The 26,233-nt window shown below is 69.6% G+C and carries 16 protein-coding genes and 5 pseudogenes; 10 read left to right on the top strand and 11 right to left on the bottom strand.

What is annotated here, in order from left to right:
* Nucleotides 1–32 precede the first annotated feature (32 nt).
* Nucleotides 33–1,736: an aspartate-alanine antiporter gene (aspT, locus tag ACWD3O_RS23535; protein ID WP_451410237.1), complete on the bottom strand. Its 1,704-nt coding sequence runs from the start codon at nt 1,734–1,736 to the stop codon at nt 33–35.
* Nucleotides 1,737–2,133: 397 nt separating this feature from the next.
* Nucleotides 2,134–2,739, bottom strand: coding sequence for a hypothetical protein (locus tag ACWD3O_RS23530; protein WP_451417247.1), 606 nt, complete (start codon nt 2,737–2,739; stop codon nt 2,134–2,136).
* Between the two features lie 52 nt (nt 2,740–2,791).
* Between ACWD3O_RS23530 and ACWD3O_RS23525 the strand changes: the two are divergent.
* Nucleotides 2,792–3,433, top strand: a pseudogene (locus ACWD3O_RS23525) (IS5 family transposase); the annotation flags it as partial.
* 140 nt (nt 3,434–3,573) lie between these two features.
* Here the strand turns inward: ACWD3O_RS23525 and mdlC are convergent.
* From mdlC to ACWD3O_RS23510, 3 genes are all read right to left on the bottom strand, one after another.
* The gene (gene mdlC / locus ACWD3O_RS23520; protein ID WP_451417246.1) at nt 3,574–5,205 is read right to left on the bottom strand and encodes a benzoylformate decarboxylase; all 1,632 of its coding nucleotides are present in this window, start codon (nt 5,203–5,205) and stop codon (nt 3,574–3,576) included.
* Nucleotides 5,202–6,272: a Glu/Leu/Phe/Val dehydrogenase dimerization domain-containing protein gene (locus ACWD3O_RS23515; RefSeq protein WP_451410240.1), complete on the bottom strand. Its 1,071-nt coding sequence runs from the start codon at nt 6,270–6,272 to the stop codon at nt 5,202–5,204. The genes mdlC and ACWD3O_RS23515 overlap by 4 nt, the downstream gene beginning before the upstream one ends.
* A 65-nt stretch (nt 6,273–6,337) precedes the next feature.
* A complete protein-coding gene (locus tag ACWD3O_RS23510; protein ID WP_451417245.1) occupies nt 6,338–7,378 on the bottom strand; it encodes a zinc-binding dehydrogenase in 1,041 nt (346 codons plus the stop codon).
* 600 nt (nt 7,379–7,978) lie between these two features.
* Here ACWD3O_RS23510 and ACWD3O_RS23505 point away from each other — a divergent pair.
* Nucleotides 7,979–9,454, top strand: coding sequence for a hypothetical protein (locus tag ACWD3O_RS23505; RefSeq protein WP_451417244.1), 1,476 nt, complete (start codon nt 7,979–7,981; stop codon nt 9,452–9,454).
* A 192-nt stretch (nt 9,455–9,646) separates the two neighbouring features.
* On the opposite strand, the gene ACWD3O_RS23500 is transcribed toward ACWD3O_RS23505, so the two are convergent.
* Nucleotides 9,647–10,759 (bottom strand): hypothetical protein, encoded by a 1,113-nt coding sequence (locus ACWD3O_RS23500; protein WP_451417243.1) that lies wholly within the window; start codon nt 10,757–10,759, stop codon nt 9,647–9,649.
* Between the two features lie 580 nt (nt 10,760–11,339).
* Here ACWD3O_RS23500 and ACWD3O_RS23495 point away from each other — a divergent pair.
* Complete coding sequence (locus ACWD3O_RS23495) at nt 11,340–11,876, top strand: hypothetical protein (protein ID WP_451410244.1); 537 nt, start codon at nt 11,340–11,342, stop codon at nt 11,874–11,876.
* A gap of 413 nt (nt 11,877–12,289) precedes the next feature.
* On the opposite strand, the gene ACWD3O_RS23490 is transcribed toward ACWD3O_RS23495, so the two are convergent.
* Nucleotides 12,290–13,756, bottom strand: coding sequence for a catalase (locus ACWD3O_RS23490; protein ID WP_451410245.1), 1,467 nt, complete (start codon nt 13,754–13,756; stop codon nt 12,290–12,292).
* Between the two features lie 338 nt (nt 13,757–14,094).
* Between ACWD3O_RS23490 and ACWD3O_RS23485 the strand changes: the two genes are divergently transcribed.
* Together ACWD3O_RS23485 and ACWD3O_RS23480 are read left to right on the top strand one after the other, a co-directional pair.
* A complete protein-coding gene (locus ACWD3O_RS23485) occupies nt 14,095–15,219 on the top strand; it encodes an alpha/beta hydrolase (protein WP_451417242.1) in 1,125 nt (374 codons plus the stop codon).
* Between the two features lie 265 nt (nt 15,220–15,484).
* Nucleotides 15,485–17,071, top strand: a pseudogene (locus tag ACWD3O_RS23480) (alpha/beta fold hydrolase); the annotation flags it as partial.
* Here the strand turns inward: ACWD3O_RS23480 and ACWD3O_RS23475 are convergent.
* Entirely contained in the window at nt 17,055–17,615 is a 561-nt protein-coding gene (locus tag ACWD3O_RS23475) for a hypothetical protein (RefSeq protein ID WP_451417241.1), read from the bottom strand. The pseudogene ACWD3O_RS23480 and the gene ACWD3O_RS23475 overlap by 17 nt on opposite strands.
* A gap of 510 nt (nt 17,616–18,125) precedes the next feature.
* Between ACWD3O_RS23475 and ACWD3O_RS23470 the strand changes: the two genes are divergently transcribed.
* From ACWD3O_RS23470 to ACWD3O_RS23460, 3 genes and pseudogenes are all read left to right on the top strand, one after another.
* Nucleotides 18,126–18,458, top strand: a complete 333-nt coding sequence (locus ACWD3O_RS23470) for a hypothetical protein (protein WP_451417240.1) — start codon at nt 18,126–18,128, stop codon at nt 18,456–18,458.
* A gap of 1,975 nt (nt 18,459–20,433) precedes the next feature.
* Nucleotides 20,434–21,324, top strand: a complete 891-nt coding sequence (locus ACWD3O_RS23465; protein ID WP_451410250.1) for an ACP S-malonyltransferase — start codon at nt 20,434–20,436, stop codon at nt 21,322–21,324.
* 134 nt (nt 21,325–21,458) lie between these two features.
* Nucleotides 21,459–22,259, top strand: a pseudogene (locus tag ACWD3O_RS23460) (transposase family protein); the annotation flags it as partial.
* A 508-nt stretch (nt 22,260–22,767) separates the two neighbouring features.
* On the opposite strand, the pseudogene ACWD3O_RS23455 reads toward ACWD3O_RS23460, so the two are convergent.
* Nucleotides 22,768–22,951: pseudogene (locus tag ACWD3O_RS23455) on the bottom strand (hypothetical protein); the annotation flags it as partial.
* 211 nt (nt 22,952–23,162) lie between these two features.
* On the opposite strand from ACWD3O_RS23455, the pseudogene ACWD3O_RS23450 reads away from it, so the two are divergent.
* Nucleotides 23,163–23,363 (top strand): annotated as a pseudogene (locus ACWD3O_RS23450) (relaxase domain-containing protein); the annotation flags it as partial.
* Nucleotides 23,364–23,546: 183 nt separating this feature from the next.
* Nucleotides 23,547–23,672 carry a hypothetical protein gene (locus ACWD3O_RS23445; protein WP_451417239.1) on the top strand — a complete coding sequence of 42 codons (126 nt, stop codon included), beginning with the start codon at nt 23,547–23,549 and terminating at the stop codon, nt 23,670–23,672.
* A 203-nt stretch (nt 23,673–23,875) separates the two neighbouring features.
* On the opposite strand, the gene ACWD3O_RS23440 is transcribed toward ACWD3O_RS23445, so the two are convergent.
* Both ACWD3O_RS23440 and ACWD3O_RS23435 read right to left on the bottom strand, forming a co-directional pair.
* Entirely contained in the window at nt 23,876–24,421 is a 546-nt protein-coding gene (locus ACWD3O_RS23440; RefSeq protein ID WP_451417238.1) for a hypothetical protein, read from the bottom strand.
* A 587-nt stretch (nt 24,422–25,008) separates the two neighbouring features.
* Entirely contained in the window at nt 25,009–25,908 is a 900-nt protein-coding gene (locus ACWD3O_RS23435; RefSeq protein ID WP_451417237.1) for a S1 family peptidase, read from the bottom strand.
* Between the last annotated feature and the right edge of the window lie 325 nt (nt 25,909–26,233).

The following is a 26,233-nucleotide window of genomic DNA, read 5'->3' as shown; positions in this document are numbered from 1 at the left end:
AAACGGGTCCTGGGCACGGCGGTGTCCTCGCGTCAGTGGTGGAGGATGACGATGACCGCTCCCCAGATGGTGAGGAGCACGTTGCCCACGGCGTAGGGAATGGTGTAGCCGAGGGTGGGGATCTGGGAGCGTGCCTGTTCGTTGACGGCTCCGATCGCGGCGGTCGTCGTCTGTCCGCCGGCGAGGACGCCCATGAGGACCGGGAAGCGGATCTTCTGGATGTAGTGGCCGACGAGGAAGCCGACGAGGAGCGGGACGATGGTGGCGGCGGCGCCCCACAGCAGCAGTCCCCAGCCGGCGCTGGAGAGTCCGCTGGTGAAGCTGGGTCCGGCGTTGATGCCGACGACCGCGACGAAGAGGCACAGGCCGAGGGTGTCCATGAACCATTGGGCGCCCGGTGGGACGTTGCCGAAGGTCGGGTACTTGCCGCGGATCCAGCCGAAGACGAGGCCCATGATGAGGGCGCCGCCGGAGGTGGACAGGGAGATGGGTACACCGGAGAGGGTCAGGGCGGGGATGCCGACGCAGCCGCCGAGGAAGACGCCGAGGCCGACCCACAGCATGTCGGTGGCGTAGGAGGTGGGTACCGGCTTGCCGATGGCTTTGACCGCCGGTTCGACAAGGCGGAGGGGGCCGGTGAGGACGAGGGTGTCGCCGTGTTCGAGCGTGGTGGACAGGCGGTAGGGGAACTGTGTTCCCGCCCGGTAGTAGCGGTCCAGGAAGACGCCGGTCATGAAGGGTTCGCGCCGCAGTTCCGCGACGGTCCTGCCCAGCTGGTCCTTGTTCGAGGCGACGACGTGCAGGGTCTCGGTGCGGTAACCGAGGAGTCCGACGTCGTCGGTCTCCGCCCCGAGGTGGGATCGGGGGTCGAAGTCGGTGAGGGAGCCGCGCAGCGCGCTCACGGCAAGCACGTCGCCTTGGCGCAGGACCGTCTCCTGGGTGTGGTCGATGATCTGTCCGTCGCGGCGGATGCGGGTGAGGTAGATCCTGCGGCCGAGTTCCTCCTGCTGCCGCTCGAAGTCGCCGATGGTCCGGCCGGCCAGTTCGGGATGGTCGAGGCGGTAGGCGCGCAGGACCACCTCGTAGTAGCCCTCGGCCTGGTCCGGGTCGTCGTCGGGTGTGTCGAGTTCTTCGGCGAGCTGGGCCGATTCCTGCGCCAGGTCGCGCCGGTAGAGACGGGGCAGTACGTCGGCCAGGAGAAGTGCGCAGAGGATCGTGCCGAGGGGGTAGGTGACGGCGTAGCCGACGGCGACCAGGTTCTCCTCGGCCTTGACCTGGGAGGCGGACAGGCCCGGCAGATTGCCGATGGCATCCTGTGCGACACCGATCACGGCGGACTGGGTGAGGGCGCCGCCAAGGAGCCCGGCCGACAGCCCGGGCCCGTAGTCCAGCAGGACGGCGAAGCCCCAGGACACCAGGAGTCCGGTCACGCAGACGACGAGCGCGTTCACCACCTGCGGAACGCCGCCGCTGCGCAGGCCACGGAAAAACTGGGGGCCCACCTTGTAACCAAGGGCGAAGAGGAACAGCGTGAAGAACAGGTTCTTCACCGTGTCGTCGATGTCGACCTTGAACTGGGCGCCCAGCAGCAGTCCGGCCACGAGGCACCCGGTGACCGAGCCCAGGGCGATGGTCCGGTAGCGGATCCGGCCGAGAAGGAAGCCCAGGGCCACGGTGATGAAGATGAGCAGCTCGGGGTGGGGGCCGAAGATGTTGCGGTCGAGGAAGTCGATCACTGTGGGGCGCTCCTAGCTTCCCAGGATGCCGGCGAGCAAAGGGGCCGGTCAGGGGAGCGGAAGTTCGGCAGAGGGCGGTCTTGAGGATGTCCGCGATCTGAACCTTCGTCGATCGGCGTGTCGCAGATGCCGCTGCGAGCGATGGAGGTCGAGGCGTAGCTTGCCCACCTGGCGGCGGGCCGCCAGACAGAAGGGGAGCGCGGCTTCTGCATAGTTCTGGATCACTCCCACGGTGGCCCTACCTCAGCACTTGACCCGCATTACCGCCTATTCTTGAGTATTTCTGGCGATAAGTCTTGATGTGACGCGGTGCAGCGTCTGACGGGATGACACCGAACACTCGCGCACTCAGCCGCCGCTGGCGGCAGGAGCCACCAGCCGGCTCTACAGGCGGCAGTCACGAGCTCAGAACACGGCCACGAGCATCACCAACGGATTGCCCGCAGCCAAGCCCGCCGACTCCTCGGGCGTCAGCGGGGCAAGCGCCAGCCGCCGGAAACCTTCCAAGCCACTCAGCCCCGCCGGCAGGCCGCCAGCACGAACCCCCCCCCGCACCCGGCAGCAGCGGCCTCACCTGCGCCTCGTCGGCATCGTTGTCCAGCACCGACAGACAGCGCCGCTCCCGCAGTGCCGCCCGCACCTGCGCACACCGCTCCTCGTCCGAGGAGGCAATCGCCCCAGACGGAACCTCCTGGGCCCGCAGCGCGAGAGTGGTCTTGCCAACGCCGGCCTGCTCATGGACGAGGACGACCGGGACCGGGCCGCCACGGTCGCTGTCGGCCGTGGCACGGCGTACCACCGCCAGTTCGTCCGCGCGGCCGGTGAAGTCGGCGACAGCTCGAGGTGGTTCGCACAGCCCTGGGCGTGCGGCGGTGCCGCCGCGGCGCAGCGCGCGGACGTCTTCCTCCAGTTGCCGCCGCCGCTCCTGAACGCTTACGTTCAGCGCGGCGGCGAGCGCCGCGAGCGTACGGGATCGCGGCGTGCGGCTGTGCCCTCGTTCCATGTCGCTGATGGCCCGGTAGCTCGGACCTAGGCCCGCCTTTTTGGTGCGGGCCCAGGCGGGGGACGACTCCGTCGGAGCGGCGGAGTGGACGGTGCCGGTCGATCCCACGATCAGCCGGGTACATCAGCAGGCCGCCGGGTGCCCGCAAAAAGGGGGAGCGGAGGCGGGGACGAACTGGAGGATCCGACACGCGCGGCGGCTCGCCAGGTGCTGGGCCGCTCGCGCGGAGGGCTGACCACCACGGTTCATCTCGCCTGCGACGGCCGGGCCTGCTCCTGGCCGTCGTTGTCACGCCGGGCAACGTCAACGACTCCACCGCCTGCGACACGGTCACGGGCGAGGCGCGGGTGCCCGAGCCGGTGCCGGACGCCCTCGCCGCAGACCTGACACCGTCCTCGCGGACAAGGCGCACTCGTCCCGGGCGATCCGCCGTGGACTGCGCGGGCGAGGCATCCGGACCGTCATCCCCGAGCGGGCCGATCAGAAGGCCACCCGCCCGCGGCGCGGCCGGGCCGGCGGCAGACCACCGACCGTCGACCGCGACCTTTGCAAAGCCCGCAACGTCATCGAACGCTGCTCTTCACGCCTCAACCAGTTCCGCGCGATCACCACCCGCGGCGACAAACTCGCCGACCGCTACCGCTCCGGAGTCGACCTCGCCTCACTTGTCCCCTGGCTCCGCGAACCTACTGAAATTCTGCGTCAGACAGGCCCTGGGATGCCCGGGTACGTGAGGATCCGTACGTCAGGGTGCTCGTCAAGGGATGGTGATCGCGCTGACTACTTCTCTCGGCGATTTCGGGCTCCACGGAGCTGCACAGTCAGCGGGTGGCGTCACCGCCGGGGGGGAGGAAGTACCACCTCGATCAGCCGTGGGCCGGCTGGGACGGGTGTGCGCAGAGCGGTGACCAACCGGGAGTGCTCGGTGGTGACGCGTGTCGCGGGCACGCCGTAGCCGCGGGCGAGGGCGGGGATGTCGATGCCGGGCAGCTCCATGCCCTGGAGAGACTTGAAGCCCTGGTCCTGTGCCAGGTCCTGGAGGATGCCGTAGCCGCTGTTGTTGACGACGACGAAGCAGACGGGGATGCGCTCCTGGGCAGCGGTCCACAGGGCTTGGAGGTTGTACTGGAGCGAGCCGTCTCCCAGGACCGCGACGACCGGCCGTGCGTGGTCGGCCAACGCGATGCCGACGGCCGCGCCGGCGGCGAATCCGAGGCCGCAGGCCGCGGCGAAGTAGAACGAGCCGGGCTGGGTGCGGGGAAGGATTCGGTAGAGGTCCTCGAAGCCCTGGGGCGGTTCGCTGACGACGACGCCCTGGGCCGGGAGGATCTCGCGCAGGGCGGTGAAGACCTCCGCGTAGCCGGGGGTGTGATTCTGGTGAGGGGTTCCGGCCTTGCTGGGCCGGGGGGTGGGGCGGTGGTCGGAAAGCTGCCGGCACAGGGCGCGAAGGGTGTGGCCGACATCGCCGACGACCGTCTCCCCCGCGATGTTGCGGGACGCCTCCACGGGGTCGTCGGTCAGGGCGATGACCCGGGTCGACGACGTCAGGGCGGGCCAGCTTCGAGCCGTCATGTAGCGGAAGACCGGGCCGCCGACGACCAGGACGAGATCGTGCGGGGCCAGGACGGAGGAGGTCTCCTCGACGGACAGCGGCAGTTGGCCCTGGAAGGCCGGGCGGTCGGTGGGGAATCCGATCCGGTGGGCATACGGTGTGACCCATACGGGTGCGGCGAGGCGTTCCGCCAGTTCGGCGACCGCCCAGAAGGCCCGAGGGCTGTCGGCGCCCGGGCCGACGACCATCGCCGGATGGTCGGCATGGGCCAGGAGGTCGGCCAGGTCGGCCACGGTTTGCTCGGGGGCGGTCGCCTGCCCGCGTACTCGCGTGGCTATGGCCGTGAGCGACGCACCGGCCGGCAACGGGCGATCCCAGTCGTCCATGGGCACGGAGACACACACCGGCCCTGCGGGTGGGAGCGCGGCGAGGTGGAAGGCGCGTGCCAGTGCCGCGGGTACGTCCTCGGCGCTGGCCGGTTCCTCCGCGTGCTTGACCGCGCCGAGCGGCAGCAGGGCCGGCGCCGGGTTGGTGAGTATCGCGCCCGCGCCCAGCAGTGCTCGTTCCTGCTGTCCGGTGAGGACGACCAGGGGGCTGCGGGCCGCGTGCGCGTTGACCAGGGCACCCATGGCATTGCCAAGTCCGGCGGCGGTGTGGAGGTTCACCAGGACGGGCTTGCCGCGGGCCTGTGCGTAGCCGTCGGCGATGGCGGTGATGGAGGACTCGTTCAGGCCCAGAACATAGCGGATGTCCCCGGGGAGGTCGTCCAGGAAGGCCAGTTCCGTGGTGCCGGGGTTACCGAAGATCACGCGTGCGTCGTTGCGCCGCAGAATTTCGATCACCGCCTCGCGGACGGTGCCAGGCCTGGCCTGGGGGTGCGGGGCGGGGAGAGGACGGTGCGGCCAGGCGCTCATCGCCGCCCCGCCTTCGCGGACGCCGTCGCCAGGCGCTGGGCGGCGAGGCGCTGGGCGGCCTCGAGCGGCGTGCAGTGCTCCTTGTCTGCGAGGCGGAGAACATCGGCGGTCACCTCGCGGATGGCGCTTACGCGACCGGTCACCCGTCGATCGTCGAACCCGGACAGTTCGCCGGCGACCTGGATCAGTCCGCCGGCGTTGGCCAGGAAGTCCGGCACGTAGACGATGCCTGCGTCGTGCAGGGCCCGGGCCGTGTCGGGGTCGGCGAGTGGGACGTTGGCCGCGCCGCAGACCACCCTGGCCGACAGCGCGCCGACGGCCTCCGCCTCGAGCTGGTGGCCCATTCCGCAGGGGGCGAAGAGGTCCAGGTCCGCCGCACGCAGGCGGTCCGGGTCCGGTTGGACGGTGAAGCCGGCGTCCGATGCCTCGGCGCAGGCCTGAGGTGAGGTGTCGAACACCGATACGCGGGCACCGGCGGCCAGCAGCCGCAGGGCGAGCGGGCGTCCGACCTTGCCGTAACCCTCGATGCCGACGTGACGGCCCGACAGGTCGGGGGATGACCACAGGTGCGCGGCCGCGGCGCGCATGGCCTGCAGGACGCCGAAGGCGGTCATGTCGCCGCTGTCGCCGCTGCCTCCGCTCTCGCGGGGGCGGCCGACCAGGTGGCCGGTCTCCTCGGCGACCACGTCCAGGTGGGCACTTGTCGTGCCGACATCGCATGCGGTGACGTACCGGCCGTCCAGCGACTCGACGAACCTGCCGAACTCCCTGAGCCTGTCCGGGCTCAGGTCCTCCGGGGAAGCGATGATGACGGCCTTGCCGCCGCCCAGGTCGAGGCCGGCCAGAGCGCTCTTGAGGGTCATGGTGCGGGCCAGGGCCGTCACGTCCGCCATGGCTGCGGCCACCGTGGGGTAGGGGTGGCAGCGAGTGCCGCCCAGAGCCGGCCCGAGGACGGTGGAGTGGATGGCGATGACGGCGCGCAGGCCTGAGGCGGGGTCCTCGTGGTAGAGGACGTCCTCGAAGCCGGTCACGTTCAGCGGGACCGTTCCCGCCAGGTGGTGCGGCATGTTGTTTCTCCTTGGGTATCTGGAGGTCCGAGGGCCGGGTGGGGCGGCGGTCGGGCCGCGGAGCCTCAGAGCCGAATGCAGGCTTTGAGCGCGGCGCGGCCTGCCATCGCCTCGTAGGCGGCGGGCACGTCGTCGAGGCCGCCCGAGAAGTCGAAGAGCGGTGATGGCGTGAGGCGGCCGTCAAGGACCTCGGCGAGCAGTTCGGGAAGGTAGGCGCGGACGGGGGCGATGCCGCCGCGCAGGCTGATGTTGGCGAAGAAGGCCGCCTGCAGGTCGGGAGTCTGCTCGTGGTGCGGCAGACCGACGCAGCCGACCGTTCCGCCGGGTCGGACGATGGCGATCGCGGTGTCCAGGGCCTGCGTCGTGCCGACCGCCTCCACGGCGGCGTCGACCGCGTCGGGCCCGACCAGGTCGGCGACTGCCTGCTGCGCAGCCGGCCCCTTGGCGGCCACGACGTCGGTCGCGCCGAAGCGCCGGGCCAGGTCGAGCCGGTGGCGGTGGCTGCCCACCGCGATGATGCGTTCGGCGCCCGCGCGCCGGGCAGCGAGCACGGCGCTCAGCCCGACGGCGCCGTCGCCGACGACTGCCACCGACTTTCCGGGGCCGACGCCGGCCCGCACCACCGCGTGGTGGCCCGTGGGCACCACGTCGGCCAGTGCGAGGACCGAGCGGGACAGCACCGGGTCGGTCACAGCTTCGTCGGGTAGCCGTACCAGGGTCGCGTCGGCGTGGGGTACCCGGACAGCCTCGCCCTGCCCGCCGTCCGAACCAGGGCCCAGTCCCCACACACCACCCGCTGCGCAGGAGGTGAACAGGCCCGCCAGGCAGTGGCGGCAGTTCCCGTCGGCCCAGGCGAACGGGGCGACGACCGCGTCGCCCCGGCGCAGCCGCGTCACGGCGGATCCCGTCTCCTCGACCACTCCCATGAACTCGTGGCCGCACCGCTGCTCGGGGTTGTAGAAGCCCCCGTCGACGAAGATGAGGTCGCTGCCGCACACGGCGGCACTCGTGACGCGTACCAGAACGTCGGTCGGTCGCTCTATCCTCGCGTCGGCCACCGTGGCGACCGCGACCCGGCCGGGTTTCGCGTAGACGACAGCTCGCATGTTCTCTCCTCCCTGTTCGGACATGACCGGACGGGCCGAAACGGGGCCGATGCGGTAACTGCGGGCCGCGGTCCTGCATCGCGATCGTCGGCCGCCCACGGAGCGGTGCGGCTGCGGATTCCCGGTGCCGGTGCACGCACGGGTGGTGTGCTTCCGCACGACGCGCTCCTGCCACAACCGTGCGACGTAAGGCCGACTGCGGGGACATGACACCGGCTCCAGCTGCGTGAATCTGCCACTCCGTTGAAAGAGACGTGGGGTTTGCGCCCCAGGAACGCTCCGCTCGCCCCGACCGTCGCCCTGCGGTGGTCGTCCCTGGTGCGAACCGGCTCCGCGCGCCACCGAACTGTTCCGGGACGGTGAACAAGCGATGAAAGTGGGTGACCGTTGAAAGCGGAGGATGTCCGCTCCACTTCCGCCGTGCGCGGCTGGCTGTTCGTGTGACCTCAGCAGATGTGTGCCGGCGCGCGGTGCACGACCGCTTGGCCGCCGGGAGGACGGCTGCACGGCTGATCCGAGGGGTAGCGGGTCGGAGCCTTCACGTCCCAATCTGGCAGTGCGATCTCCGGACCACCGACGCCGATCCGAGAGGTGGTGTCCATGAGACAGTCCCGCCGCCCCAACCCCGCACTGCGCGCGCTGCTGGCCGAAGCCGCATGGAGTGCTGCTGACTTGGCCAAGGCAGTGAACAGAGTCGGCGCCGAGAGTGGGACGGTGCTCAGCTACGACCGGTCAGCTGTCGCGCACTGGCTGGCCGGCACCCGGCCCAGGGCCTACGCCGTGAGCGCGGTCTGCGAGGCGCTGACCCGCAGGCTCGGCCGCCCCGTGACCCCGTCGGAAGCGGGCCTGGCCGACCACGCCGAACCGGTCCGCGACCGACCGCCGCACCCGGCCGGGAAAGTGGTGCAGAACGGAGAAGTGCCGACCGACGCCGCATCAAGCCTGCGCCGCTTGGGCCACCTCCGCATAGGTGCAAGCCCTCGGCGCACCGAGCAGCGGTCGGGTGTCACCTATGACATCGCGGCCCTCGCAGACGTGGGACAACAACCCCTCGCCTACGGCTCCCACACCTCCCCCCTCAGTGAGCGACCCGCCCCGTGGGGTTGGCGCGTGGAGCCCTTCGAAGTGGAAACGGCCGAGGCCCTCGCCCTCGTGTTCCACCGCTATGACCGCGCCTTCGGAGGAGGAGGGGGCCGCCGAGCGCTGAGCGCCTTTCTGGCCTCCGAGTTAAGCCCCAAGCTCCATCGGCCCGCCGGGCCGGTGCTCCGCCAGCGACTGCTGGCCGTCACCGGCCGCCTCGCCTACATGTGCGCGTTCATGCACTTCGACGACAACCTCCACGGAGTCGCACAGCGCTACTACCTCACCGCCCTGCACCTGGCGAACGAGAACAACTCAGCCCGCGATGCCGCCGTCGCCCTGCGCGGTATGTCCGTGCAGGCGTACAGCCTCGGTCACAGCAGTGAAGCACTCACGCTCGCAGAGAAGGCCGTCGACACGATGAAGGGGACCGAAGTCGACCACGCCTTCGTCCAGGGCCAGTTAGCTGTCGCTCAGGCACACGACGGTGCGCGCCGCCAATCCCTGCACACCCTGGCCACCGCCGAGCGGCTGCTCGGGAAGGCCTCCAGCCCCGCCGACACCATGGCCGGCGCCTACCACAGGGCAGCGCTGCTGCATCAGCAGGCCGCCGTGCGCGACCACCTCGGCGACCTCCCCGGCGCTGCGGCAGTGCTGCGCGAGTCGATCCGACAGCGCCCCCGGGGCGAGGACCGCTCACGCTCGCTCACACTGGGGAACCTCGCCGCCCTGCAGCTGCGCACCGGCAACCTGACAGAGGCCGTGGACGCCTGGCACCGCTTCCTCGACGACTACCCCAGCCTGATGAGCGGCCGCGCCGATCGATTCTTCAGCGACATGGTCGCCTCGCTGCGCCCGTTCGCGAACCAGCGGGAGGCACGCCAGCTCCTGCAACGCATCGCCGACCTCCGATCGGTACTCCGCCCCTCCACGCGGGTCGCTCCGAACCACACCCGGCCCACGCGCCCACGCCCCTACCCCGGAAGGCCGGCGTGACGACGCCTCGAGCGTTCCACGCCGGCCGCAGGTCGAGACACGGCGCGGTCGCCCCCGTCTGCAGGCACCGCGATTCCGCTCATGCCTCCTCGGGCGGCGCGCGGTACAGAGCTCACGCGTGAGGGAAGGTCGTGCAGGACCGACCACGGTGCCTGATACACGAGGGCCCCATGCCGGTCGGGCGGAAGCCGTTCAGCGCGTCGAGGAGAGTGACCTCTCGTAGATGTTGGTCCGCATATCGGTCTGGACCCGACGGTGAACGATGCTCAGAGGGCCGACGCCCGCGAGGACCTCGAGCACGCTCGGCAAGGTGACGGACTTCTCCTCCCGTGTGGGGGGGCCATCGTCGGCTTCGATCAGGCCGATGGTCGCCGCCCGGCCGATTTCCTCGGGGGAGATGTCGGCGAGCGAGCGGACCGTCAGCACTCGACCAGGGCCGGGCGGCAGACCGGTGGGAGGTTCGGAGTTCCCGACGAACAGGGTCAGGTCGCTGGACTCGGCGACGGCCCGGATGGTCGCCTGCCTGTCGGACGAGGAGTAGCACCATTGGTCGGGGTGCTGTCCACGGAGCCCGGGAAAGCGCTCCCGTAGTGCGCGCAGCAGGGGAGCGACCTCTTCGACGACGGAGCACGGGCCAAGGACGAACGACATCCGCGCTTCATCCTCCACCACCAGCCTCGCAACCGCTTGGAGTGAGCCCACCTCCACCACCTCCCCGCTCCGGACCCTGACCGGACCGGCACCGTGGTCCCTGTGTGTGCGGGGGTCGAGCAGGAGTACCGAGTCCCCGCGTTCCAGGTAGGAAGCGACCGTGTTCCTCGTGGCCGACACGGTCCGGCAGGCTCCCCAGGTTCTGGACGCGGCCTGCGGGGGCAGGGGGATCCGTGCGGCTGACCCCCTGCCGGCCGGGCAGAGCCGGGGAACGAGGGCAACCAGCGCCCTGCGGGTCCGCAGGGTGGAACTCCACCGCTCTACGGCGTCCTGCGCCAAGTGGGCCGTGGCGGCTCCGCCCGCCACTGCGATGCCAACGGCCCTGCCGTCCAGGTCAAGGTAGCTTGTCACCGCCAGCCGTCCGGCAGCCGTCCACTCACCCGATGGCTCAGGCGACTCGACCGCCATGGCCCCGAGGTCGCGGACGCTCGCGGTACAGCCCTTGTCGATCAACCACGCCGCGACCAAGGACGCGGCCGGACACACGACGCGCCCGCGCACCGGGTGAGTGAAAGCGCTGGCGACGACAACGTCCTCGCTCGCGCTTGCCGACAGCGGCAGCCCAAAAGACTCCGACAGCCGCGTTTTGTTCATCGATCAATACCTCTCAAACGCACCACAAGGACCTTCGGACCTCCAGAAAGAGATTCGTTGCCCATACGGGTGCGGATGCCTTGTCCACCCGAAAGAGTGAAGAACACCCACAACAGCGGACCGGCCTGTATGGATCTGATCTCGTGCAGGCACTTGGAGCGGGAACGTGACCGTGAGTCTTGCGTGAAGTTGGGTTCGGTGCGACGGGCAACGGAACAATGGGCGGCGGTAGCGGCGGTTCTGCCCCGGGGTCGGTTTGTCGCGTCTCAGCGCGAAAAGGGGTGTGCGTAAACGGGCTAGTGTGTGCTGGTCCATACGAGCCATGGTGCGTCGCGCATCCGCGTGCCAATAATCGAACGTCAGCACGTTTCAGGTCCGCGGGTCAAGGCCCGGCAGCTACGACGGGTCGACAGGAGATCGACGGGTCGGTCCGGGAAACCGCCGCCGAGCGGATCGTGGCCAACTGCCACGCCGAGCGTGCTCGACTGCCGCCTGCCGGCATCGCCCGCCTCGCCGGCACCGTCCCCCGCCTGACCTACGCACCTCCTCCTGATCGTCACCAACGAACGGAGTCGACCCCATGCCCCGGATCCGGACCGTCCTACTGGGCGCCATCCTGATGACCGCCGCTCTGCTGACGCCGGCGACGCCGGCCTCGGCCGGCGTCCTGGACGTCACCTGCACCCCGCCCAGCAGCAACACCGTCACCTACAACCCGCCACTGACCCTCACCCCCAACAACGTGCAGATCACCGGCTCCACCAGCTACGGTCCGTGCGTCTCGCCCAGCGTGCCCGGCCTGACCTCGGGAAGCACCGCGGCACAAGCCACCGGCACCCGCTCCTGCCAGAGCCTGCTCGGTGCCAGCCCACGGACCTTCACCATCAACTGGAACACAGGCCAGACCTCCACGCTCTCCGGTAACCAGAGCTCCACCATCGTCGGAGCCGCTCTGGTGGTCACCTTCACCGGCACCGTCACCAGCGGCCTGTTCACCGGCGACACCGTCCTGCACACCATCACCGGCCCGGCCACCGACGTCACCTTGTGCACCCTCGGTCTGGGCACCGTCTCCAGCATCTACTCCACCGTCACTCTGGAGATCACCTCCGTGTGACCGCCGGCGCGCCGGCCGACGCGTCCTCGTGCAGGGCTTCCCCGGCCGCATCCCCACCGTGCCTGCGGCAGCCCTGCGCCGCAGGCACGGTAGCCGGTTCAGCCGGTGTCACGGAGAGGTGCGCCGTGTCCGATCACCGAGAGAGCTCGCCGGCTCCGGAGAGCGAGCCGGCTCGCGGTCTTCCGCCCTCGGCGACCGGCGGGCGCCCGCGGGCCCGCAGCGAAGGACTGTTCGATGGCGCTCCCGTGGTTCGGGGCAAGAGCCCGTCCCGTCCTGGGCCCGCTGAACCGGGCGCGACCGCCCAGGAGTTGCAGTACCACAGAGGCTCGGCCGGCCTGACCGCAGCCCTGTGACCGACAGCCGGGGGCGCCGCACGGACTGCGAAGCGCGCGGTTCCTGCGTGCCGGACCGGTTCAGCTGGTCTGAACGCCGACTCCTTCCGCGATCCTGTCGCCGGTCCTGGGGTCGATGTTGCGCCAGTACTGGACGGCGCGTTCGAGGACGGGGCGGCTGACTCCGTTGAGGAGGTGTCGGGTGACGTTGCCGACGAGGCGGTCGCGGGCCTCGTCGTCGAGGACCTTGCGGATCAGGGTGCCGGGCTGGGTGTAGTCGTCGTCGGCGGAGTGGAGGGTGTAGGCGGCGCGGACCATGTCGGCGCTCTCCACGGTCCAGCCGGCGGGGTGGTTGAAGCGGTCCTCGTCGGCCGCGGGGCCGCCGTAGGAGTTGGGTGCGTAGGGCCGGGCGACGTTGGGCGACTCGTAGCGCATCGCGCCGTCCTTGGCGTAGGAGCGCACCGGCGAGTGCGGGCGGTTGGGGGGAAGCTGGGTGTAGTTGACACCGATGCGGTAGCGGTGGGTGTCGGCGTAGGAGAAGATGCGGGCCTGCAGCATCTTGTCGGGGGAGAGGGAGACGCCGGGCACCAGGTCCGAGGGGTCGAAGGCCGCCTGCTCGATGTGGACGAAGAAGTCCTCGGGGTTGGTGTGCAGAGTGAGCCGGCCGACCTCGGTGAGCGGGTAGTCCCCGTGCGGGACCGTCTTGGTGACGTCGAAGATGTTGTAGCGGTAGTCCGCCGCGTCCTCGTACGGGATCAGCTGCACGTACAGGGTCCACGAAGGGTGCTCGCCGCGCCCGATGGACTCGTGCAGGTCGCGGCGGAGGTTGTCCGGGTCCTCACCGGCCATGGCCGCGGCCTCGGCGTCGGTCATGTTCTTCACGCCCTGGTCCGACTTGAAGTGGTACTTGATCCACGTCTTCGTGCCGGCCCCGTTGATCCACATGTAGGTGTGGGAGCTGTAGCCGTTCATCATCCGGTAGCTCGCGGGGATGCCCCGGTCGCCCATCAGGTAGGTGACCTGGTGCGCGGATTCGGGGGAGAGGGTCCAGTAGTCCCACTGCATGTCGTTGTCGCGCAGGCCGCTGCCGATCTGGCGTTTCTGGCTGCGGATGAAGTCCTGGAACTTGCTGGGGTCGCGCATGAAGAAGACGGGGGTGTTGTTGCCGACCATGGCGTAGATGCCGTCGCGGGTGAAGAACTTCAGGGCGAAGCCCCGCGGGTCCCGCCACGCGTCCGGGCTGCCGAGCTCGCCGGCCACCTGGGAGAAGCGGGCGAGGACCTGGGTGCGGCGCCCGGGCTGGAACAGGTCGGCCTTGGTGAACTGGCTGACGTCGTTGGTGACCTCGAACGTCCCGTACGCGCCGGAGCCCTTCGCGTGGACCACGCGCTCGGGAACCCGCTCACGGTTGAACTGGGCCATCTTCTCGATCACGTACCGGTCCTGCAGCAGGATCGGCCCGTCCGCGCCGACGGTGAGCGAGTACTGGTCGCTCTCCACCGGAATACCGCTGTTGTTGGTGGTGTGGTTCTCCACGGAATCCTCCACGGCATCTCTCCCCAGGCAGGCAGCGCCCACCGCCGCCCACGAGAAGCCATTCCGCAGGAGCGCCGCCCCGGATCACCGGGTGCGCTGGATGGCCGCCCCCTGTCTGCCGAGGACCGGAGACCCGTGCGGGCCGGCTGTCGCGAAACGCGGTGGGGCAACGCCGATGCCCAGCCCGCTCCGGTGCGCGGAACCACGCGGCGTCAAACCGGTCAGAGGCGTGCCGCCACCCCGGCGGCGGCACCCTTTCACCCCCTTGGCCGCACCGGATGGACGCGGTGCCCGGGCAGCCCGGAGTCTGCTCTGCGGGGGGTACACGTCACTCGAAGGAGACACCACGCATGAGCACCACTGACGGACGCAACCACCGCAGGCTCCTGCTCGCCACGACGGCCGCGATAGCCGCCGGCACCGTCCTCACCGGCTACACCTCCATGCCCCAGGCCTCCGCCGCCGCGCCCGCCACCGCGGTCGCGGGCGGCCCCGCCGGCGGGCAGGACGTACCCTGCGGCAACCCGCCCGTCGAGCTCGAACGCGACGCCCAGGACTTCGTCAACCAGCTCGCCGCCGAGAACAGCCCCCCGCTGTCCGAACTCGGACCGGAAAAGGCCCGCGAAGTCCTCGACAACCTCCAGGCCGGCCCGGTCGACAAGCTGCCCGCCGACATCACCGAGAAGACCGTCAAGGGCGGCCCCACCGGCGAAGTCTCGCTGCGCATCGTCAAGCCCAAGGGCGCCAAGGGCACCCTGCCCGGCCTCGTCTACGTCCACGGCGGAGGCTGGGTCCTCGGCAACGCCCAGACCCACGACCGTCTGGTCCGCCAGCTCGCCCACGGCGCGAAGGCGGCGGTCGTCTTCGTCAACTACACCCCGTCGCCGGAAGCCAAGTACCCGGTCGCCATCGAGCAGGCCTACCACGCAGCCAAGTGGGTCGCCCGGAACGGCCACGAGATCGGCGTCGACGGCAAGCGGCTCGCCATCGCCGGCGACTCCGTCGGCGGCGACATGACCGCAGCGGTGACCATGATGGCCAAGGAACGCGGCGGAGTGAAGTTCCGCAAGCAGGCCCTGCTGTACCCCGTCACCGACGCCGACTTCACCACCGGCTCCTACCAGCGCTTCGCCGAGAACTGCTGGCTCACCAAGGTCAACATGAAGTGGTTCTGGGACCAGTACGCCCCCAGCAAGGCCGACCGCCAGGAACACCTCGCCTCACCCAACAAGGCCACCACCGCCCAGCTCCGCGGCCTGCCCCCCGCCATCGTGATCACCGACTCCGACGTCCTGCTCGACGGAGCGAAGAAGTACATCGGCAAGCTCCGCACCGCCGGCGTCAACGTCGAACACCACCACTACCCGAAGGTCGTGCACGACTTCATGATGCTCGACGCCCTCCGGGACACCTGGTCCGCCAAGGACGCCGTCGACAAGACCGGCGACGCCCTCCGCCACGCCCTGCACCACTGACGCACTTCTCTCCGCACGGCCTTGCCGTTGACCCGGCAGGAGCCGCGGCCTATGCCCCTCCGAGACCGCTCTCCTCGGAGGGGCAGAGACGACCGATAGGAACGAAGTACGAAGTCATACGATCTTTGTACTCCTTTTGGGGAGGATGTCCGTGTCCGCCTGTGCGCCTGCGCAGTGGTCGGATGCGGGGCGGTGCACCCGCGCCGCAGGCAGCACGCCGCCGACGGCCACGGCCGCATCGGACGGCAGCAGGAAGCGGCGGGCGGCCCGCATCCACGGCTGGCCGCTCAACGGCGATGCCTGGCAGGACCAGCTCAAGGCGGTCGCCGACGCCGGCTACCGCGGCATCGCCCATGACCGTCGTGGCCACGGGCGCTCGACGCCGGTGTACGACGGCTACGACTTCGACACCTTCGCCGACGACCTGAACGACCTGCTCACGCACCTGGACCTCCAGGACGTCACCCTCGTCGCGCACTCGATGGGCGGCGGCGAGCTCGCGCGGTACATCGGCCGCCACGGAACCGCCCGGATCCGTTCCGCCGTGCTGCTGTCCGCGGTGCCGCCGCTGATGCTGCAGACCCCGGACAACCCCGAGGGCGTTCCGCAGTCGGTCTTCGACGACATCAAGGCGGGCATCCTGAAGGAGCGCTCGCAGTTCTGGAAGGACACCGCGGTCGGCTTCTTCTCGGCCAACCGCGAGGGCAACTCGGTCACCCAGGGCAACAAGGACGCCTTCTGGTACATGGCGATGGCCCAGACCATCGAGGGCGGCGTCGACTGCGTCGACGCGTTCGCCTCCACGGACTTCCACGCGGACCTGAAGAAGTTCGACATCCCGACCCTGGTCGTCAGGAGTACTTCAACCAGGACCTCCTGGAGTTCCTCAAGAAGTGATTCCCGCAGCAGACAGCGTGACGGGGCGGCGGCCAAGGCCGCCGCCCCGTCACGCTGTCCGGCTCGAGAAGGGCTGCCGTCGGGTCGGCGACCGGAGCCGGCACAGTCACACCGCCCGCCCGCCCGCCCGCCCGCCCGGCCGGACCGGTCATGTCCGGTGCCGCATCGCCGTGCGAGCCCGTCGCCTGCGCCCGGCTGCACCGCCTCCTGCCGCCGCACTGTGTCCCGGCGCCTGCTTGCCCGGCCGCACCGCACCAGCCACCGCCACCTGGCCGACCAGTGCTCTTTGGCCGGGTCTGAGCTGGCACCGCTATGTCGACCTTCCCCGAGGACGAGGACCGACGGGACGGTCTCAGCCCAGGATCTGCAGTTCCGCGAAGCCTGTGCTGACGTCGAGTCCGTCCTGGGGCAGGCACTGGGTGGTGGGCTGTCCCGGGATCAGTTGGACCGTCTTCACCGCGACCCGGCCGGTGTGCGGGCCGTCCTGCACCTCTCCGGTGAGGATGACGACGTTGACCCCGCCCACCCGGCCGGCCACCGCAGTGCTGTAGAAGATCACGGAAAGGTCGTTGTCGCTGAAGCGGACGACTTCTTTCACCTGCGGCAGGCCCAGTGCGAGACAGGAGGCGACGGTGACGCGCAGAGAGTGCACACGGACTCCTGTGGCAAGAGAAGGGGAGGGGAAAGGTGGGATGACGACTGTGTCGAACGCCCGGGTCTCACTGTCCTGCCGCGGCGCGGCGGACACGCCACGGCCCCCCCGGTCCGGCGCGGGCACTGCCGCATACGGAATGTGCGGAAGCCGTGCCCGAGGTATTCGACCAGGGCGCCGACGGCCACTTCGCTGATCACGCGGGTGACCGAGACGTCGGAGCGGCTGGTGACGAGGGCTTCACCGCGGCCCAGCGCGTCTGCCCGGAGGTGGCTGCGGCGCCGCTTCAGAGGGGTGCGATGACCAGGCTGGCGATCCCGTTCGTCTCTTCGAGGCCGGTGGTGGCGCAGGCCGTCAGGCTCAGCTGAGGGATGACCACCATCTTGGTTGCAGAGCTGCCCTGGCCGAGACCGGAGGTGACCGAGCCTGTGGCGGTGACCGTCGCTGTTCCGTCGACGGCGCGCACCACGGTGGTGCTGACGTAGGTGGCGGTACTGGTCTGGCCGGTGTTCCAGGTGTACGTCTCCGAGGAGGTGGCGGTCGGGGGAGTGAGCGCGAGGAGGCAGCTGAGTTCCTGCACGCGGGAGGCGGTGACCGTTCCGCTGCTGACCCCTGTGAGCAGCGACGTGCAGCCGAAGTCGTTCGTGACGGTGGTGTTCGTGGTGCGTGAGGTGTTGGTCAAGGGCGGGTCGTAGGTGACGTTCGAGGAGCCCACAAGGCAGGTGATGTCGACGGCGGCCGCGTGTGCGGAGGGGGCCACGAGAACACTGCCGACGGTCAGGGTGAGCGCTGTCGCCAGCGCAGCCGACAGATGTCGTGGGGCCAAGCTGGGAAGTGCGGCGCGCATGAGGTATCTCCCTCTCCGGTGCGATGGTGCCGCTGCGGGCACGCGGGAATGGCAAGCCCCTGGTGGTCAGGGCGCAAGGACCGATGACTCTCCACAGCCCAGCCGAGTGGGTACCGCGCCACAGCGGTACCCCATACCTTCCTGGCATGCCTCCGCGTGCGCCATGGCCCTGCCGGGTGACGCGCGCCTTCCGGCTGGAGGGTGCGAACGCCCCCTCCACGCAACACACCCCGTGAGAGAGAGCGACGCCAACACCTCGCGCACGCCGAACCTCACGAGTGGGTTCTCCGCGGCTTCGCCGCAGGTCACACCGGGACGGCATGCCGTCCCGGTGTGGCTGGAGGGAACACCGGCCGCCGGCCGGATCGCCGGGTGGGAAGTGCCGGGCGGGCCCCGTCAGGGCCATGCGAGCGCCCCTCCGACGGGACTATGGCTCTCCCCTACGGGCTGTTCGACCCTCCAAGAGAGACGGGCGCTCCATCCGGCGCCCTCACACCGCCTGGAGGAACCATGCGCATGCTCATACGCGCCGTCATGACGGGGGCCGCCGTGCTCGCCGTGACGGCAGCGTCCGCCACGTCCGCATCCGCGGCCGCGCAGACCAACGCCAACGGCACCTTCTACTTCTCCGGACTGCTCGGCGGCGCCGGCCAGATCAACAACCCCACCCTCGGCCCCTGCTACGTCGTCGACCTGCTCTCGCTGAGCGGCACCAACAACACCGACGCCGTCGCCACCGTCTACAGCGACATCAGCTGCGTCCTACAGGGCTTCCGCATCAACCCCGGCAACTCCTTCAACAACCTCCAGTACGCCTCGGTCAAGTTCAGCGCTGTCGAGTAGTACCCGGTGCGACGCAGGGCAGCGCGGCACCCGGCCCGCTTCCGCCGGTAGGAAGGCTGTGAGCACGGCCCTGCTCACAGCCTCCCCATCCGAGCAGGCAGGCGCAGGTTGCAGAGGTGTTCTTTCGGGGCAGCGCTTTCTTGCCGTGAGACCAGGGAACGCCCCGTTGTGTCGCCCACTCCGCCGGTTCGGGTGTACTTCTCCCCGCTGTGGTACGGCAGCCCCCCCGATCGGATCGGACTCCGTCCGAGGTTCACCGCATGACATCAACGCCTGAGCAGGGCTGCCCCGCTCTCGACACCTCCGGCAATATGCTGCACGCGCAGGCGGCCTGTTGCGGTCGTCCGGTCCTGCGGCCAAGGTCACTCTGCCCGGGGGCATCTCCGCCTGGGCGGTGACCCGCTACGAAGTGATCGGACAACTGGCCGCCGACGCCAGCATCTCCGAGATCCCGTCCGGCATTGGCCCGGATGCCATGACGTGCCGGACGGATGGCCACTGGCGGCCGTGACGTTCCAACAGAACTTCTCCAATACCTGGCTCCGAGCACCGCGCACTGCGCAGCCGTGTGGCACCGTCCTTCTCGTTCCGCCGTGGGACAGCCACGCGTTCCCTGATCAGGCGGACAGCTGAGCAGCTCGCCCGACGCCTCGCGGCAACGGAGCCCGGAGCCGTCGTCGTCCTGCTCGCTGCCTACGCGCTGCCGCTGACGATGACGGTGATATGCGACCTGTTCGGAGTGCCGGACGCCCATCGCGACGCCCTGGGCGCCGCCGTCGACGGAGCGGCGAACAACAGCCTCGGCCTGGAGGATAGCCGGGCCGTGCAAGCCGACATCGCGGCCCGGCTGGACGAACTGGTGGCATACAAGCGTGCTCACCGCGGTCCCAGCGGCGCCTGGAGGACGCCGGCCGCTTCGACCCGCTGCGGACCGACAAGCAGCACTTCTCCTTCGGCTTCGGCCCGCACTTCCGCCGCGGAGCCCACCTCGCCCGCACGGAGGCGGAGACCGCACTCGAGGCCCTCTTCTCCCGCCTGCCCCGGCTCACCCTGGCCGAACCGGACGCCCCACCGCAGCGGCTGCCCACCTGCATCCTCAACGGGCTGAGCCGACTGCCGGTCGTTCCGCTCGCTGCCGGCCGACAGCGCAGCCGTCCGGCAGCCGTCCGGCTTGCCATACAGAAGCCGGTGACGATGTCGCCGGGCGCGGCCGGTGCGGACGAGCAGAGCACAGCAGTCAATTCCGGTGCGCCAGCACTGCCCGATTGGCCATGGCCACCACACGCGGATCATGTCACCTGCCTGGTACAACGCCTCAACCGCTCTCACGCACCAACTCGTTGGACCTCGTCCATCATGGCCGCGAGGGTCTGGTCCCTGGCTGCGGTGTGGGCGGACGAGGCGAAGTAGGCCTGCATTGCGTCCCAGTCGCGCCGCTCGGCCGCCCACCGGCGGCGAAACTCGGCCAGCTGGGAGTCGGGGGCGGCGCATCGCCGCTTCCTCCACGGCCGCGGGGTGGGGCTTTGCCATCCCGTGCCCCATCTCGAGGACGGCGAGGAGCTCGATCCCCGGGGTCCAGGTCTCCGCCGGCGGAGCAGCCATAACGTCTTTGAGGAGGTGTCCGCGGTGCATCTCTGGAGCAACGTCCGTGAAACGGCATGACCCCGCCCGACCGTGCGGCGGCATGTGCGCGCATCCACGCGCACGTGCATCCGAATGGTCCAGAAGCTCGGAACGACCAGATGACCCACATTCCGTCTGCCAGATCGGTGAAAAGGATCATATACATGGGTCTTCAATGTGATCATCGGTTACCCCACGCTACGTGTCCACTGCGTACCGAAGGCATCAGAGCGTCATTGGTGTTCCCCCTGCGCCCAGAGCCGGCTGCGGCACAGGTCCTCCTACGCCCCGCAGAGGAAGACGGGCGCAATGTCGACCCCGTCCGTCCACCGCTATCTGCTCCGAGGCCCTGATGGCCAGTGCTCTGGTATTTCCGGGTCTGGGTGGCCAGCACCGCGGGATGGGCGCCAGTCTGTTCGCCCGATACCCGACGATGGTCGAGCAGGCCGACGAGGTGCTCGGATACTCACTGCGCACTCTCTGCGCGGGCGACTCACGACGCCCGCTCACCCGCCTGCTGTACGCGCAACCCGCGATCTTCGCCGTCAACGCCATGGCCGGCCGCCGCTGGACGGAAGAACGGGGCAGTAACCCCGACTGCGCGCTCGGCTACAGCCTGGGGGAGTTGAACGCTCTCTTCGCTGCCGGTGTCCTCAGCTTCCGTGAGGGCCTGAGCCTGGTGGTGGAACGTGCTCGCGCGACGGATGCGATCGCCGACGGTGGTATGGCTGTGGTTGTGGGACTCACGCCCGATGAGGTACGCGAGTGCCTGTCGTGGCGGTTCTTGGAGGGACTCGACATCGCGGCAGTCAACTCGCAGCGGGAGGTGGTTCTGGCAGGACCGCGTGTGCAATTGGGCATTGCCGCTGCCGCACTACAGACAGCGAGGGCCGTTCAAGTAGTTCCCCTTGACGTCAGCGTTCCTTTCCACTCTCGATACATGTCCGAGGCTGCCGCGCATATGACCCGAATACTGGCGAGCATCACCCTGAGGAAGCCGATCTTCCCGGTCATAGCCAACCGCACCGCTCGACCCCACCGGACCGGCAGCCTATCGGCGCATCTTGCTGCACAACTCACCGAATCCGTGCTGTGGTATGACTCCCTCGGATACATCGTGCAGCACTACCCGCACTGCACCTTTCATGAGGTGGGACGCAGCGGAATGCTTACAGCGGCAGTTGGCAACGAGCGGCTCGCGCCGCACGACGCCCCGCTCATCACCCCGGTGCGATGGCAGTGAACCGTTTTCATCCTGTTCTGCAGGGGTGATGATGCAGGTCAGCGGGGTGGTGTGACGAGGCGAGGGTCCTGGTCGTTGCGGTGGTGTTCTCTACGCACCACGCTTCGCCCGAGGAGCCTCGCTCGGTCCCGTAGCGTGCCACGCTCGATGTCCCGCATGAACTTGTCGAGCATGTCTCGTGGCTCATTCATGCCCGAAGGTGTGAACGCGGCACACGGTGGCGCAAGCTGGGCTGCTTCCACCAGGCCCGGCTGGCGCTGGTGCACCTGCGCAAGAAGGAGACGCTGCCCCACTCGCGGCGGGGTTCGGGATCTCCACCGCAACCGCCTGGCGGTATGTCGACGAGACTCTCGATCGAGGTCCTGGCCTCGTGGGCGCCTGGTCTGCCCGAGGCTCTCGTCGGCCTGGGTGAAGGGGACTTCGTCATCGTCGACGGCACGTTGATCCCCACTGACCGCGTCGCCGCGGACGAGCCGTACTACTCCCAGGAGCACCGTAAGCACGGCATGAACGTCCAGGTCGACGCGCGACCGGACGGCACCCCGCTGCGGTTCTCCCGTGCGGCGCCGGGCCGCAGCCACGACCTCACCGCGGCCCGCGCCGTCGGCGTCGCCCAGAGCTGCCCGACCCGGCAGATCCTCGTGCTCGCGACCGCGCCTACCAGGGCGCCGGCGCCACCTTCCGTACCCCCAACTACCACCGCGAACAACCCAAGCACTACGCGCAGTGCAACCGCTACCACGCCCGACTCCGAGCCCCTGGCGAACGCGCCTTCGCCCAACTCAAGACATGGCGACTGCTACGGCGAGCCCGCTGCTCCGCCCGCCGCACCGGCACAGCAGCCCAAGCCATCCACACGCTGCACCTGCACATACTCAGGATGCCAACGGTTCACTTGGACGTTGCCGAATATGAAGTCGACACTGGTGTTGTAGTAGGTGCACCGGTCGCTGGTCTGGCAGGCGCGGGAGGCGGTACCGACGCCGATCTGGACGTTGGGGTCGGTAGCCGTCGTGATGCCGAGCATCACCTGCGGGACGAGCCCGGTGTAGGTGGCGGTCAGGTTCAGGACAGACTCGGCGACCTCGTCATCGTTGGAGTCGTGGAAGACCACCCGCCAGTGAGGGATGTTGATTGTGGCGTTGGAGGGAATGCCCGTCACGGCACCCGGCCTGGACTGGACCTCGCCGTAGACGATCTGTGGGAGCTCCGGGGAGACGCAGCCGTGTCAGATGCTCGTGTTGGAGCGTGCGGCGCCGCTCTGGAAGTTGACGTCGATGTCGTTGTTGACATCTTCACAGAGGACGGTGGGGGTGTCCGCGTCCTTCGCCTGTGCGGGAACGGCGGATCCGGCAGTACCCAGCAGGGAGAGTACGCCGGCGGAACACAGTGCGACTGCTTGTTCTCGGACATGAACTGTGTCCTTTCGGGTCCCCAGAACGCGATCTCGGCCTGGGAGCCGCGGGTGTCGGCGAAGCAGATCGAGTCGACGCCCCGCTCGCCCGGTGATGTCCACGCCTTCCCCGAGCACGCGGCAGCTCGCGAGGTGGACCCGGCGCCCGCCCGCGTCGATGCCGTTGGCGAACTGCCGCAGGACCTCGCGCCGCTCGGAGACGAGGAGGTCACCGAGGGCCGGTTGCGGAAACTGTTCGGTGAGCGGGGCCGTCACCCCTACGAGGACCGGATCGAGGCCGAGCGGCTCGCCGCGGGTGACTGTCCGAAGGAAGCGTTCAGAGCCGGCACCCTGGGGCGCCGGGTGACGGTGACCGGGGTGGACCTCGTGTTCCGGCCGCAGCCGACGATCTACCTCCTGTGGGCGCTGAGGGGACGAGGAGACCCGCCTGGTGATCGAGGCCGCGCACGAGTACGCGATCGGGCGGGTGCTGGAGTGGATCGAGGACGAGGTGGCGGTGATCCGGTACGGCAAGGACGGCGTCCACCGGGTACGGCCGCCCGGCGGCCTGGTCGTCGCCCGTTTCGGCCACTACGAGGCTCGCTCGGGCGGCCCCTGCTGCATGATCATCTGCTGCTGTCGGTGAAGGGTCAGCGCCTGGACGGGAGCGGGGCTCGAACCACATCACGGTCCTGCACGAGAACACGGTCGCGGCCTCCGCGCTCCACAACGAGCCGGTTGCCGCGGAGGCCTGCGAGGCGCGCTGGGGCCGGCGACCGAGCCGCGCACCGTCACCCCGGGGCGCCGGCCGGTGATGGAGATCGCCGGGGTGCCCCACGAGCTGATCCGCTGGACGCCCCGGCGCAGCGACCAGATCGTCGCTTGCCTCGAGGACCTGGAGCACGAGTACGTCACCACCGTCGACGACGGTGAGCCGCGGTTCCTTCCTGGGTGAGGCGGGGGCCGTGCCGTCGCGGACGCAGCGTCAGCTCCCGCAACCGGACCCAGGAGAAGAGCGCCTACCTCTGCGCCGAAGGCGACCCCGTCAACCGCATCGACCCCGAGGGTGCCAACGCGGTGAGCGGCAATCTCCTGGGCAAGGACCTTCGGGAGCTGGGGACCGACGCCTGGAACGGTGACCAGCAGGCGCCGGAGAGGTCAGAGGGAGGTCAGTTCCATGGTGAAAGTGCCGGTGCGGGCGTGCACGCCGGTCAGGCACTCCAGGGGATTGAGAACGGGGCCGGTGACGACGATGACGGCGCTGTCGCCGGAGAAGGGGCCCGACAGGACGGCGCCGGTACCGGTGGAGACGACTTGCCCACCCACGGTGTTGACGACGAAGTTGACGTTGATGGTGCTGCTCCGGCCGTCGTTCCACGTGACTTTCAGCGTGGTGTTGTTCGCCGATCCGATGGTGACGCACGACCGCACTGCGGTGAAGGACGTGTTGATGGTGCCGGTGGTGATGGCCGGATCCGTGGTGATGCACGGGCCGAGCTGTGTGGTGATGTCGATGTCGGTGGTCGTCGGAGTGAGGGTGACGGGCGGGTCGTAGGTGGTGGTCTCCGTTCCCAACGGGCAGGTGGCGTCCAGAACACCGGCGGAGGAGGTGGCCGCCGACGCGGTAGAGCTGACGGCGGTGACGCCCAAGCCGGCCAGGCAGAGCGCAGCCAGAGCCGATGCGGTCTTACGCAGAGGGGACATGCGGACTCCCTGAATGATCGAATGCGGTCCGTGTGTACGGATAGGTGCAGAAGGTAGCGAAGCGGCCGGATGTGCGACACCGTGCGAACACGTCAAATCCGTGTGCGACGTTCACACGGGGCGCGTGCCGTCAGGACACGGACTTGCCCGTGCCCGTCAGGCCGGCGGCGAGGACATGGCCGTGCGCCTGGCCTGTACGGAATGGCCGCGGGTAGGACCTCGAGGCGACGGACACCGCGGCTGCGTGCGGGCGGGGACCGCCACGGTGCGTCGGTGGACGACCAGAGGCGCTTGGTGCGGGTCCTTGCCGTAGTAGTCGCCCGGCGCGTCTGCACCAGGTCCTCGAACGCTCCCAGAACGGCCACCGCCGCTGCGGTGACGATCTCCGGGTCGGCCCGCGTCGCCGGACGGAACCCGAGCGCCTCGCGGATCTGCGTATTGCCCCTTCACGGAGCGGGACGACAGATCGCGGTGTGCGCGACCCTTCCCGCGAGCCGGGGACATTGGAGGCCCCCGCACGGACCGGAGGCCGCCGGCGACGACCGGCGGCCTCCGAGGCGTGCCTGGGACGCGGTACTGCTGCGGAGCTAGAAGACGCTGAGGCCGTACAGGCTCAGCGGCCGGGTGACCGGCTCGTAGAACGTGGTACCGCCGGTGGTGCAGTTGCCGCTGCCGCCGGAGAGCAGGCCGTAGGCGGTGTTGCCGGCGAAGAGCGGGCCGCCGCTGTCGCCGGGCTGGGCGCAGGCGTTGGTCTGGATCGTGTTGTAGACCAACTGGCCGTTGCCGTAGTTGACGGTGGCGTTCAGGCCGGTGACGCTGCCGGTGCGGTAACCCGTGGTGCTGCCGGAGCGCTCGATGCGCGTCCCGACGGTCGGGCTGCCGGCGTTGACGATGTCGCGGTACGTGCCGTTGTACAGGTACACGCGGCCGTCGGAAGCGGCGGGGTTGGAGTGCTGGATGACCCCGTGGTCGTAGTTCGGGAAGACGGTCTGGCCCGGCACCGCGGTGCCGATGCTCCAGCTGGACCGGCCGCTGGTGCAGTGTCCGGCGGTGAGCGCGAAGTTCGTGCCCGCGGAGTTGCGGACGTTGAAGCCGAGGGAGCAGCGGGCGCCGGAGGAGGTGATGGCCTCCCCGCCGGCGATCAGACGGCTGAACTTGCCCGGGGTGCGATTGATCTGCAGCGCCCCGGACTGCGCGCCGGCAGCCTTCCTGATCTCGTTGATCTCCGCAGCCGAGACCGTGCTGTCGGCGGTGACGACGACCTTGCCCGACGCCTTGTCGGTGTACCAGGCCGTGCCGCCGACGTCGGCGGTGAGCACCGCGTCGCCGACCCGGGCGAGCTGGGCCGAGGTGGGCTTCGCGTCCGCGGACGCCGACGCCATGGCGGTGGGGGTCATGAGCGCGGACACGGTCGCCAGGGCGGCGACGACGGTGGCGGCACGGGCTCTTCGGGAGGCGCCCGACGACAGGAACGTCTTGACCTTCACTTGTCCTCCGGTGTGGGGTCGTGGGCCCGTTGGATGTTTCCGGGCCCGTGGTTGACGTCTGCGGCAGTCCTGCGGACGGCGCGGGCGTTCTGGAGGTGCCGCATCGGTAGGTGAACCTTCGCCGTGTTATGCCCCTGCCAACAAGCGCGGCTTCGGACGCTTCGGCGAGCGCCCCGGGGTGCGCGAGCCGGTTGGCAAGGAAGGGACTCTTGCGGGATCCCGTCCGCAGGGCGGGACGACGGCAAACTGACGGACCACCGGGTGACGGTCCGCCAGTCGCCGCGGATTCCGGCAAGGTCCCGGGGATACGGCGACTGGTGGGCAA

Source organism: Streptomyces sp. NPDC002640, from assembly GCF_053592575.1.
This window is presented reverse-complemented; position numbering and strand designations above follow the sequence as displayed.

Coding starts and splice junctions, on each gene's coding strand:
- ACWD3O_RS23530 (WP_451417247.1), bottom strand. CDS start 2,739: ATGGAACGAGGGCACAGCCGCACGCCGCGATCCCGTACGCTCGCGGCG.
- mdlC (WP_451417246.1), bottom strand. CDS start 5,205: ATGAGCGCCTGGCCGCACCGTCCTCTCCCCGCCCCGCACCCCCAGGCC.
- ACWD3O_RS23515 (WP_451410240.1), bottom strand. CDS start 6,272: ATGCCGCACCACCTGGCGGGAACGGTCCCGCTGAACGTGACCGGCTTC.
- ACWD3O_RS23510 (WP_451417245.1), bottom strand. CDS start 7,378: ATGCGAGCTGTCGTCTACGCGAAACCCGGCCGGGTCGCGGTCGCCACG.
- ACWD3O_RS23505 (WP_451417244.1), top strand. CDS start 7,979: ATGAGACAGTCCCGCCGCCCCAACCCCGCACTGCGCGCGCTGCTGGCC.
- ACWD3O_RS23500 (WP_451417243.1), bottom strand. CDS start 10,759: ATGAACAAAACGCGGCTGTCGGAGTCTTTTGGGCTGCCGCTGTCGGCA.
- ACWD3O_RS23495 (WP_451410244.1), top strand. CDS start 11,340: ATGCCCCGGATCCGGACCGTCCTACTGGGCGCCATCCTGATGACCGCC.
- ACWD3O_RS23485 (WP_451417242.1), top strand. CDS start 14,095: ATGAGCACCACTGACGGACGCAACCACCGCAGGCTCCTGCTCGCCACG.
- ACWD3O_RS23475 (WP_451417241.1), bottom strand. CDS start 17,615: ATGCGCGCCGCACTTCCCAGCTTGGCCCCACGACATCTGTCGGCTGCG.
- ACWD3O_RS23470 (WP_451417240.1), top strand. CDS start 18,126: ATGCGCATGCTCATACGCGCCGTCATGACGGGGGCCGCCGTGCTCGCC.
- ACWD3O_RS23465 (WP_451410250.1), top strand. CDS start 20,434: ATGGCCAGTGCTCTGGTATTTCCGGGTCTGGGTGGCCAGCACCGCGGG.
- ACWD3O_RS23440 (WP_451417238.1), bottom strand. CDS start 24,421: ATGTCCCCTCTGCGTAAGACCGCATCGGCTCTGGCTGCGCTCTGCCTG.